The organism is Paraburkholderia sp. (genome assembly GCF_050742655.1).
Lineage (GTDB): Bacteria > Pseudomonadota > Gammaproteobacteria > Burkholderiales > Burkholderiaceae > Paraburkholderia.
Map to the genome: position 1 here is coordinate 20,481 of NZ_JBOIGG010000035.1, position 11,108 is coordinate 31,588.

General features: G+C 61.8%; 10 protein-coding genes and 1 pseudogene. 4 read left to right on the forward strand and 7 right to left on the reverse strand.

Going from position 1 to position 11,108, the window contains the following annotated elements:
- Window positions 1–5 precede the first annotated feature (5 nt).
- The 6 genes from ACREXZ_RS29620 to ACREXZ_RS29645 all read right to left on the reverse strand — a co-directional run bounded on the left by ACREXZ_RS29620 (window position 6) and on the right by ACREXZ_RS29645 (window position 6,374).
- The gene (locus ACREXZ_RS29620; RefSeq protein WP_431767694.1) at window positions 6–1,541 is read right to left on the reverse strand and encodes a sugar ABC transporter ATP-binding protein; all 1,536 of its coding nucleotides are present in this window, start codon (window positions 1,539–1,541) and stop codon (window positions 6–8) included.
- 67 nt (window positions 1,542–1,608) lie between these two features.
- A complete protein-coding gene (locus ACREXZ_RS29625; protein ID WP_431767695.1) occupies window positions 1,609–2,550 on the reverse strand; it encodes a sugar ABC transporter substrate-binding protein in 942 nt (313 codons plus the stop codon).
- Between the two features lie 65 nt (window positions 2,551–2,615).
- Window positions 2,616–3,638: an ABC transporter permease gene (locus ACREXZ_RS29630; protein ID WP_431767696.1), complete on the reverse strand. Its 1,023-nt coding sequence runs from the start codon at window positions 3,636–3,638 to the stop codon at window positions 2,616–2,618.
- Window positions 3,639–3,696: 58 nt separating this feature from the next.
- Window positions 3,697–4,494 (reverse strand): GolD/DthD family dehydrogenase, encoded by a 798-nt coding sequence (locus ACREXZ_RS29635; RefSeq protein WP_431767697.1) that lies wholly within the window; start codon window positions 4,492–4,494, stop codon window positions 3,697–3,699.
- 43 nt (window positions 4,495–4,537) lie between these two features.
- Window positions 4,538–5,527, reverse strand: coding sequence for a transketolase family protein (locus tag ACREXZ_RS29640; RefSeq protein ID WP_431767698.1), 990 nt, complete (start codon window positions 5,525–5,527; stop codon window positions 4,538–4,540).
- The gene (locus tag ACREXZ_RS29645) at window positions 5,520–6,374 is read right to left on the reverse strand and encodes a transketolase (protein WP_431767699.1); all 855 of its coding nucleotides are present in this window, start codon (window positions 6,372–6,374) and stop codon (window positions 5,520–5,522) included. The genes ACREXZ_RS29640 and ACREXZ_RS29645 overlap by 8 nt, the downstream gene beginning before the upstream one ends.
- Before the next feature lie 174 nt (window positions 6,375–6,548).
- Between ACREXZ_RS29645 and ACREXZ_RS29650 the strand changes: the two genes are divergently transcribed.
- Window positions 6,549–7,355 carry a DeoR/GlpR family DNA-binding transcription regulator gene (locus ACREXZ_RS29650; protein ID WP_431767700.1) on the forward strand — a complete coding sequence of 269 codons (807 nt, stop codon included), beginning with the start codon at window positions 6,549–6,551 and terminating at the stop codon, window positions 7,353–7,355.
- 41 nt (window positions 7,356–7,396) lie between these two features.
- Here the strand turns inward: ACREXZ_RS29650 and ACREXZ_RS29655 are convergent.
- Window positions 7,397–7,519 (reverse strand): annotated as a pseudogene (locus ACREXZ_RS29655) (IS3 family transposase); the annotation flags it as partial.
- 110 nt (window positions 7,520–7,629) lie between these two features.
- Here ACREXZ_RS29655 and ACREXZ_RS29660 point away from each other — a divergent pair.
- The 3 genes from ACREXZ_RS29660 to ACREXZ_RS29670 all read left to right on the forward strand — a co-directional run.
- Window positions 7,630–8,514 carry a DUF2242 domain-containing protein gene (locus tag ACREXZ_RS29660; RefSeq protein ID WP_431767701.1) on the forward strand — a complete coding sequence of 295 codons (885 nt, stop codon included), beginning with the start codon at window positions 7,630–7,632 and terminating at the stop codon, window positions 8,512–8,514.
- Window positions 8,515–8,960: 446 nt separating this feature from the next.
- Window positions 8,961–10,181 carry a lactonase family protein gene (locus ACREXZ_RS29665; protein ID WP_431767702.1) on the forward strand — a complete coding sequence of 407 codons (1,221 nt, stop codon included), beginning with the start codon at window positions 8,961–8,963 and terminating at the stop codon, window positions 10,179–10,181.
- A 460-nt stretch (window positions 10,182–10,641) separates the two neighbouring features.
- Window positions 10,642–11,108: porin (locus tag ACREXZ_RS29670; RefSeq protein ID WP_431767703.1), on the forward strand; the 467-nt coding region annotated here is incomplete at its 3' end.

Sequence of the window (11,108 nt, forward strand, 5' to 3'; positions counted from 1 at the left end):
CACGATCAGGCGGTTGCCAGCTCCATCACGCGCACACTGTCCGCTTCGCTACGAGGAAGCACGCCCTGGCACTCGCCGCGCGCAAGGACCATCACGCGATGAGAAAGTCCCAGCACCTCTTCGAGATCCGAGCTCACGACAACCACTGCAACGCCGCGAGCCGCAAGTCCGGCAATCACCTCATAGATCGCCGCACGCGCGCCTACATCGATTCCCCGAGTCGGCTCGTCGAGAATGACCACCTTGGGGTCGCGAGCCAGCCACTTGGCGAGCACGACCTTTTGCTGGTTTCCGCCCGATAGCGCACCCGCTCGCTGCTGGGGGCGTCCTTTCACGCCTAGTCGCTCGATCAGTTCGTTCGCGAGTTCACGCACTCGCCGCGGCTTCAGCCAGCCTCGCTGGCTGAAGCGGTCGAGGTTTCCATAGGCAAAGTTGTCCTCAATCGAATGCTCGAGCACCACGCCATGCGCTTTGCGATCCTCGGGTACGAGAACGACCCCGGCGTGGATCGCATCAGATGGACCATCTAGCCGAAGTGTCTGCCCGTCGACCGCAACGCTGCCGCCTGAAGTCGCGTCTACGCCCGCGATCGAGCGCACGAGTTCCGTGCGTCCCGCGCCGACGATGCCCGCAATGCCAAAGACTTCACCTGCATGCACCGAAAAGGAAATATCGCGGAAGTCATCTTGCGCTGACGTCAGCGACTTCACGTCGAGCATCGTATTCGCGCGGGGTGGCTTGAAATCCGGAAACAGCCGCTCGACGTTTCTTCCGACCATCTGTTCGATCAGCGTATTGACGGGCACGGCCGCGCTGTCGTGATCCGCAATGAGCCGCCCATCGCGCAATACGACGATGCGATCGGCGATCCGGGCGATCTCCTCCAGACGATGGCTGATATAGATAAACGACATCCCTTGCGCCTTCAGCATCGAAATCTGCTCGAACAGGCGATCGGTCTCGGCGCCTCCGAGTGCTGCGGTCGGCTCGTCGAGAATCAACAGGCGTGCATCGAGCGTCAGCGCCTTCGCGATTTCCACCTGTTGCTGCGCGGCGACCCGTAACGTACGTACGAGTCGGGTAGCCGGTACATCCAGCCCGAGACGATGCAATTGCTCCTCTGCCCGCCGGGCCATCTGCTGGCGATCGACCTTTCCATGCTTCATCGGAAGTCGACCCACAAATACGTTTTCAGCGATGGACAGATCCGGCAGAAGCCGCGTTTCCTGGTGGATCAACCCGATACCGCATGCAAGTGCGTCCCGCGGCGACTCTGGTGCATATGGCTTGCCGCTCCAGAACATGCACGCGTCCTCGTCGGGCTGCAGTGCGCCGGCGATGATCGACGATAGCGTTGACTTACCCGCGCCGTTTTCGCCGAGCAATGCCACCACCGTACCAGGCCGCACATCGAGATTGATGCCGTCAAGCACGACGTTCTGGTTAAAGCTCTTTGCGACGCCACGTATGATCAACCCCTGGTGCGGGATACGTTCCGCGTCCATCACATTGTGGCCGACGGCCACATCGTTCGAATTCATCGTGCCTCCGTGCAAACCAGGTGCGAGTGCGGGGGTGCGGCACGCACCCCGCCATACCATCGGGCTGTTACGGATGGTTTGCAATGAACGGACCGACGTTCGCTTTCGTAGTCAGGGTCGCGGGCAGCAATTGTTCGGCGGGGATCTTCTTGCCGGCGAGCAGGTCGAGCGCGGAATCGACGGCCATGCGCCCCATCAGCTGCGTCTGCTGCGTCATCGTCACAGCGATCACGCCGTCGCGCACGGCCTTGAGACCCGCCGTGTCGCCGTCGAAACCGGCAATCAGCACCTTGTGCCCAACGTTCGCGATCTTGACCGCTTGCGCCGCGCCGAGCGCCATCGCGTCGGCGTGCCCGAAGATTACGTTGATGTCCGGATTCTTCTGCAGCATGTCCTGAGCGACGGCGAAGCCCTTGTCCTGCGCCCATTCAGCAGGCTGCCGGGCGACGACCTTGATGCCGGGCGCCTTCGAGATCGCGGCCGTGAAACCCTTCTCGCGTGCCAGCTCAGGTGTCGTGCCGAGCTGCCCTTGCAGCTCGGCGACGGTTGCGTGACCGCCGGTCTGCTTGACGATCCAGTCGCCGAGCTCCTCTGCCGCCTTGACGCTGTCGGTCGCGATGAACGTGTCACCCGGCGCATCGGGGGCGTTTCGGTCGACCGCGATGACCGGTACGCCTGCGGACTTCGCCGCTCTCACCGGCACGCCCGCCGCAGTGGCCCCGGCCGGAATGTAGATCAGCGCGTCGATTTTGCGCGTCAGCAGGTCTTGAATCTGGTTGACCTGGGTGGCCGCGTCGCCTTTTGCATCGACGGTGATGACGTTGACGCCCTTTGTCTTTGCATAAGCGACAACGGATTGCTTGATCTGATTGAAGAAATCCGCCTGCAGATTGGCGACAGCGAGGCCAATCGTTTTTGGCGTTTCGGCAAATGCATTCGGACTTGCGAGCGCAAAACCCAACGATGCGGCGAGAGCAAGCAGCGAGGAAGAAGCAAAACGTCGATTCATGAAAGTCTCCAGTTGTTTTTAGAGCTGAGGAATCGTGCGCGGGTAGAAGGCTGGCCGCACATCGATCAGGTCGCGTTACGACGGCGCAGCGTGTCTGCGCCGACAGCCAGGACGATGACGGCACCAATTACGATCTGCTGCACGAACGGCGATACGCCAATCAGATTCAGGCCGTTTCTCAGCACGCCGATCGTCAGCACACCGACTACCGTGCCCCCAATCGAGCCGACGCCGCCGGCAAGGCTTGCGCCGCCAATCACAACGGCCGCGATCGTATCGAGTTCATAGCCGGTGCCGGCACTCGGCTGCGACGAGTCGAGACGGCTTGCAAGCACGACGGCGGCGAGGCCGGCGAGCGCGCCGCACAAAGCGTAGACGGCGACCGTGGTGGTGCGCACCTTGATACCCGCCAGGCGCGCGACCTCGGCGCTGCCGCCGATTGCGTAGAGACTCCGCCCGACCACGCGGTACTTGAGCACGACAAAGCCCATGATCACCAGTACAACGAACAGGCCGACCGTGGCAGACAGAAAGCCGAAATGCCTGACAATCGACAGGGAGGTGAACCAGTCCGGATATCCCACGATCTGTTCACCGTCGGTGATGATGTTCGCGATGCCGCGTGCCACGGACATCATCGCAAGCGTGGCGATAAATGCCGGCAGTCGCACCGAGACGACGAGCAGTCCCGATGCCAGGCCGCATGCCGCGCACGCAACGATGCTGATCGGAATTGCCGCGACCAGGGGGATACCGGCGCTGTTCGCGAGCCACCCCATCACCATCATGCCCAGCGCCAGTACCGATCCAACCGACAGGTCGATGCCGCCAATCACGATTACCGCGGTCATGCCGAGGGCCATGATGCCGAGCACCGTAATCTGATCGAGTACGTTTAGCAGATTGCGCACGGACAGAAAGGACGGCGTCATCACCGACATGACCACACACAGTAGTACAAGGCTGATCAGAGGCCCCTGTTCCAGCAGCACGGCTGTCCAGCCGTGGCGGGTTGGCCGTACGATGGCCTGTCCCCTGGTCGCCTGTCGTTCAGGCGCACGGGTGCTGTTTCCGATGGATTTGCTCACGAGTCGTCTCCCGTTTGTTGCTATGGCGCACCTCGTTGGGCACATTGCGTCATGGCGATCAGTAGATCGTGTAGCCGCCGTCGATCATCAGGTCCGCCCCGTTGATCATGTCCGAGCCGTTCGACGCGAGAAAGAGAATCGCCGCTGCGATTTCGTCTGTGTAGGCGAACCGACCGACGGGAATCAGATCCTTCATGCGTTCACCTTTCTCACCGTCCCATGCAGCTGCGCCCATCGGCGTCAGTACGACGGTCGGAGAAACCGTATTGACCGTAATACCGCGCCGGCTCCACTCTTTCGCGAGCGTCTTCGTCATGCCGATCAGGCCCGCCTTGGCCGACGTATAGGCGCAATGTTTGTCGATCGCGACCGTCGCGGCCTGGGACGCGATGTTGATGATCTTCGCCCGATGGCCTCGCGCGAATACATGCCGCGCGAAATGTTTTGAGCAGAGAAAAGGCCCCGTCAGGTTCACGTCGATCTGACGACGCCATTCTTCGAGAGTGATGTCCTCAGCCGCGGTGAGCGTGATGGTGCCTGCCGCGTTGACCAGCAAGTGCAGGTCACCGAAATGCGCAACCGCCGCTTCCATTGCAGCGGCGACATCTGACTCATCGCCGACATCACATGGAAAGGCAGCCGCATGCCCGGCACCGAGCGTCTCGATGGCTGCGGCGACCCGATCCTGTTCGAAGCGCGGATAGAGAACCGCGACGCGCGCGCCCTTGCCGATCAACACTGTGTTCGTGGCCATCGCGATCCCGCCAAGCCCCCCGGTCACCACCGCGATCTGCCCGTCGAGCCGAAAATCGAAATCGACACCGTGCCGTAGCGACATGTCGTACTGGGTTGCCATGTTCATCTCCTGAATATTCCGAATGCTGTTGCCAGTCTGCTGCTTATGCGATCGCGGCGGATGTGGCGGATGCGGCGATTTGCGCAAGGACTGCCTGTTCGATTCCCGCGGCATCGATGCCGTAGTGCCTGCGAATGCCGGGACGCGTGCCGTAATGCGCGAATTCGCCTTCGGTCACGCCGAGCGTGGTCAAGCGTCGCGCAACGCCGCGACGCGCAAGCTGCATCGCGATCAACGCGCCAATGCCACCGTGAAGCGAGTGCTCTTCGACCGTTACGATGATGTCGTGTGCGGTCAGGATGCCAACGAGAGCATCCGTATCGAGCGGACGGATGGATGAGAGATTGATGAGCGTCGGCGCGATCCCCTGGGTCTCGAGCGCCTGGCAACCAGCGAATGCTTCACCGACCACCGAGCCGAGCGCCACGATCGCCACACGTCTGCCGTCTGACCCGGCTCCCGGCACGCCACGCCGTAACACATCGGGTTTGCCCGGCTCGAAGACGTGGTTCGCGTCATGGAGGACCGGAAGCTTCGCGTTATCCAGGCGGATATAGACCGGACCATCGACGCTCGCCGCGTAACGGACAATCTGCGCAGCCTCGATCGCGTCGCATGGCGCGAAGATCTGAACGTTGCCAAACCCGCTCATGATGGAAATGTCGTCGATCGCATGGTGCGTCGACGCAAGTGGACCGTATGCAACGCCGGCGTTGAGACCCAGCATCTTCACGTTGGTCCGGCTATAGCAGATGTCGTTCTTGACCTGTTCGTTCGCACGAGCGACCAGGAAGGGCGCTGCATTCGCCGTAAAGACAATGTGCCCGCCAAGCGCCAGTCCTGCAGCCATGCCGACCATGTTCTGCTCGGCAATGCCGACGTTAATCACCCGGTTCGGATAGGTGTCGAGAAATGGGGCGATCCTCGCGGTCGACGTGGAGTCGGCGACCATCACCATAATGTCCCGACCTTCAGCCGTCAGTTGTCCGAGTGCGCTTACCGCACCGTCACGCAAGTCAGCGTCCTCACGCATGATCCAGTTCCTCCAAAGCCTGCTTCAGCTGGTTCTCGTCCGGGAACTTGTGATGCCATGCCGGTACGTTCTCCATGAAAGACACGCCCCTGCCCTTGATCGTGTGCGCGATTACCACCTTCGGCTTCCCGTTGTCGCAGTCGAGGCTTTCTATTAATTTCCAAACGCTGTCAGATTTGTTTCCATTGACGTCATGAACCTCGAATCCGAAAGACCTGAATTTTTCATCGAGCGGGTCCATGTCCATGATGTTGTGCGTGAAGTCCGCCAGTTGCAGCCGGTTCCGGTCGACGATCACGACCAGGTTCGACAGCTCGAAGTGGGCGGCAGCCATCGCTGCCTCCCAATTGGAGCCTTCTTCCAGTTCGCCATCGCCCGTGAGAACGAAAACTCGTCCGGCCGATGCTGCGGTGGTGTCGGCGTGGCGTTGCTTCGCCATTGCGAGCCCCGCGGCGATAGGAAAACCATGCCCCAGTCCGCCAGTGTTGACCGTCACCCAGGTGGGCAGCTTCTGCCTGACCGGATGACCCGGGAGCCGGGAATCGTCCTTCAGGTAGGTGAGCAGCTCATCGTCCTCTAACCACCCTAGCTCCGCGAAGCACGCGTAGAGTCCCCCCACACCGTGGCCCTTGCTAAGAATGAATTCGTCATGCCATTTGACTGTCCGGTCGGCCTGGACCTGGTAACGAAGCACATGGAAATAAAGTGCTGCGAGAATGTCCGCCTCGGACATGTCGCCGCCCGTGTGGCCGCTCTTCGCGGTGAAATTCATCACACAGATTTTCTTGCGTATTTCCTGCGCCCGCCGATGTAGCAGCTCACCGGACTGCTTGAAGGGATTTTCCATTTTCGGCTCCAGAGCTTCCTGTTTTCTTGGTATTTAGTTTCTTTATATTTCTATAGAAAGTCAAAGGGAAATGCACGAGAAACGGGAAAACCCCAGGATGGACCACATTCAGCCTGTTTCAGGCACAATAGGTACTTACGTGGCGGGGCACAAAGGCGCTTCGCAGGGAAAAAAATGGACCAACGGACCAGAACAGAACAGATCTTCGAAAGGGTACGGGCGGCCAAGCTGGTCAAGCTTTCGGAGCTTTCCAGTGAATTTGGCGTTTCCATGCCAACTATTCGAAAAGATGTCGATGAGCTACAGCGGCATGGCCGCGTTGAGCGCGTCCATGGCAATGTCCGGTTGAAGACGGAGGCGCCGGAATCCGTTCGACGAGGCTATGACAGCGCCAACATTCTGCCGACGAGCCCCGAAAAGGCGCTAATTGGGCGCAGGGCGGCGAGCTTCATCGAAAACGGCGAGTCCATCATTCTGGATTGCGGTGCGACGACAACCGAGCTCGCCATGAATCTGCTCGACCGGCAAAACCTGCGTATCGTGACCAACGCGCTCAATATTGCAATCCTCCTCGGTGCGGAGCCGACCAATCGGGTGATGTTGACGGGCGGGGAGTTCAAGCCGGAGACGATCGCGGTATCGGGCGAGAAAGCATCGACCTTTTTTGAAGGGATGTTTGTCGACAAGCTCTTCCTCGCCGCCGGGGGAGTATCGATGGAGTCGGGCATTTCCTATCCCGACTTCATCGATCTGCATGTCAAGCGAGCGATGATTGACGCCGCCAAAACGGTCTACCTCCTCGCGGATTCGAAGAAATTTGGGAGGCGGGAATTCGCAGCGTTCGGTGCAATGGACCGGATCGATTTTCTTGTCACTGACGAAGGCTTGAGCGAAGAATTCGCAAGATGGCTCACGGGTAACGGAACACGGATCATCTATGCGGGAAGCGACATCGAACCTGAGGTCGATCGGAACGCGTGAGCGCCGACGGACCCGGCCGCGACCTGATTCAGAGCGTGTCGCTACGTGAATGCCGCAGGTGACAGGTAATCGGGACGAGCCTGCATGCGTTGCCGGTTATGGAACATCTCAACGTATTCGCTGATGGCTCGCGTAGCCTCTTCGCGTGCAGCGAAGCGTCGATGAGGTCGGCAACCGCTACAATGCACGCACTCCAGGCCGAAGCGCGTCCCGAAGTTTGTCGGCTGGCCGCTAGTCCGTTAGCCTGTTCGTTCGTTACGCAGTGTCCCGAATCATGTCCGCCTCGTCTTCCGTATTTTCCGTTTTCCTGGCCGCGCGCCGCGCCGCCGGACTCGCCGCGACCGCCGCATTGCTCCTGCTCGGCGCCTGCGCCGGTACTAAGCCGCCGGCCTTCCAGCAGGAGCTGTTCGACACGGGATCGAGTCCGTACGCACGCGGCTTCAACGCGAGTACCGCGGATACCTGCGAGGGCGCGCGCCGCGCGTTGCTGAGCCAGGGCTACATGACGACGATGACGCGCAACGACACCGTCGACGGTACGAAGAATTTCCAGCCCACCAGCGATTCGCACATCGTCGTCGAATTTCATGTGGTGTGTACGCCGGGTGTCGAGCAGACCAATACGAGCGTCGTCTACGTGAACGCGGTGCAGAACGGCTATGCGATGAAGAAGAGCGATACGTCGGCGAGCGTCGGGCTGAGCATCCTCGGGTCGCTGTCGCTGCCGATCCGCTCGAACAACGACGCGATGGTCAAGGTGTCGAGCGAGACGATTCCGTCGGGCAAGTTCTACGAGCGCTTCTTTGCGCTCGTCGATCACTATCTACAGACAGTCGTGCGTGCGGGACCGGTATCGACGGAGAAGGTCGATGCCCGTCCGTTGCCGGGCGGCGACGTGCCGGTGGCGCCGGCGCCGGCTGCGGTGCCCGTCGCACCCAAACCGTCATTGCCGGCGGTCGTGCCGGCAACGCCTGTCACGGCCGCTGCGGCTGCCGCTGCCGCCGTGGCGATCCCGACGCTCGCCGCGCCCGCGGCAGCGAGCGTGCCGGCCGCGTCATCGGCGTCGTCCGCGTCATCCGATACGCCCGACGCAATCGAACGCGCGGCCGCGGGTGGCCAGACTACGCAGGCAGCCAGCGATGCGGCGGCCGTGCATTGACCGGTTGGTGGACGCGGCTGTGTTGCCGGTCCGCGTTCTGAATCCGTAAGCGCAGCGAGGCTGCGTTCCATATCGCCTCAGGTCAGCCCCTGCACGCGTCGGTGCATGGCCGCTTCGCATTTCCCCTCAGGGACCGGCAAGACCGCGGCGTGCGGTAGCTCGAGCTTGACGCCGCCGCGCCGCAGGATCTTCGTTTGGGTGCCGTCGACCGCTCACGGTCCGGCTTCGCGGCAGCGCTAGACGTCACGCTTTGCCGGACCGACCCGCGTGTCCCGCACGCGAGCACCAGGTTCGTCGCCGGTCGAGCAGAAAAATTTTCTCCCCGCTGTAACCGCCCGGCCGGTTCCGCCGAATTACCCCTTCGATGTCCCATCGGCCGACCCGCCTCGCGAGGGTCGCGGTTCGGCTTGTCTTTTCCCCTTGTTCCTCTTCGTGCCGGAGCCACCATGAATACTCTTACTCCTCTCCGCTTCCGATCGTCCGCCGCAACATATCTGTCCGCTACTGTCCTGTCCGCGTTGCTGGCGGCGTGCGGCGGCGACGTTCACACCCCCAGCAACAACACGGCCGCCCCGCAACTGTTCGCACAGACCAACGACACGACCAACGAGGTCCTGCATTTCATGCGCAACGCCGATGGCACGCTCACTGCGCAGGCCACGGTGGCGACGGGCGGCAAGGGCACCAACGGCGTCAACTACTTCATGGGCGGAGCGGTGGCGCCGGATGCGCTGACCGGCAACAACAGCGTGATCGTGTCGCAGGACGGCACGCGCCTCTTCGTCGCGAACGCCGGCGACAACACGGTCAGCGTGCTGTCGATCGACAAGGCGTCGGGCAACCTGAGTCTGCTCGCGGTGTCGCCGACGGGCGGCACGCGTCCGACGTCGCTCGCTTACCTCAACGGCGTGCTGTATGTGACGCATCAGCAGGGCGCGTCGGAACTCGGTGCGTATCGGGTCGGCAACGACGGCAAGCTGACGCAGATCGGTCAGTACCCCGTTGTGCAGCAGGACGCGCTGCCGACGGAGGTTTCGGTGAGTCCGGACGGAAAGTTCGTCGTGGTCATCGGGTTCCTGCGCACGCTGACGCCGGTTCAACCCGCCAACACGCTGCTCGCGTTCCCGATCAACGCGGACGGGACGCTCGGCACCTCCGTCGCGACGACGTCGGTCGGCACGGGGCCGTTCGGCGGCCGTTTCGGTACCGGCGCGATGTCGACGACGTTCGTGGTGTCGGATGCGGCAGGCGTGACCGCGAGCTCGTACTCGCTCGCATCGAGCGGCAGTTTCACGGCGTTGAGCGGGCCGCTCGCGGTGACGGGGCAGGCGGCACCGTGCTGGGTGTCGCTGACGCCCGACAACCGGTTCGCGTATATCGGCAACGGCAGCGGCACCGTGTCGCTGTTCTCGATCGACGGCAGCGGCAAGCTCGCGCTCGTCAATGCTGCAGCGGCGAGCGAGCCGGCGACGTCGACCGTGTCGACGTCGAGTTTCGCGAACGATTCGTGGATCAGCCCGGACGGCAAATTCCTGTATCAGGACTATGCCGGTGACGACAAGATCGTCGCCTACTCGATCGGTAGCAGCGGCGCGTTGACCAGGCTCGGCGAGCAGCCGGCGAACACGCAGTCGAAGATCAGTCTGCAGGGGTTGACGGGCATCTGATCGGGAGCGTTACCTCGGGGTGGCCCGGGGTAACGTATCGGCGGCGGCGAGTCCGATCGCCAGATCGAAACAGGCATGGCGGGGGCAACGCCCCTATGCCGGTGCCGATGACCGTATGGTCTCTTCCTCGCAAATATTCAAACCCCGGCGTGATCGATGCTCGCTGGATAGCACCCAAACTTTCGAAGCGGGCAGCACATCAAGCCTGCCTCTCCCTGTCGTTCCGCTCTCCCTCCAGCAGATACGCACTATGCAGATCCGAGATAGTGCCCGGGAAGTCTTGCCCGACGCGGCTCCGGGCTGATGGCCCACACGCCCGTGCCTTGATTTACGGGTTGTCCCGCATATGTGCCGCGAACCTCCGTTCACTAGTATCCCCGCCATGTCATAAGAAGTTCGTTGATCGAAATTTTGATCGTATGGCGAACATTAGAAAAACTCGAACAGGAGGTGGAGATCCATGAAACTTTCAACAGTCCTGATAGGCGCACTCGGTCTGGTCAGTGCATCTGCGTATGCCCAGAGCAGCGTGACCTTGTACGGCATTCTCGATACCGGCGTCGAATACGTGTCGCATGCGAATGCGGCGGGCAACGGGGTCGTGCGCATGCCGGGCATCACCGGCGAAATACCGTCGCGCTGGGGCCTGCGCGGCAGCGAAGACCTGGGCGGTGGCTACAAGGCGGTGTTCAACCTCGAGAACGGCTTCAACACGCGCGGCGGCGACGTCAACCAGGGCGGCCGGCTATTCGGCCGCCAGGCGTGGGTCGGTATCGCAAGCCCGTATGGACAGCTGTCGTTCGGCCGCGTGTACACGATGACCTACTGGGCGATGATCGATTCCGACGTGCTCGGTCCGGACATCTACGGCAGCGGCTCGCTCGATTCCTATCTGCCGAACGCGCGTAGCGACAACACGGTTGCATA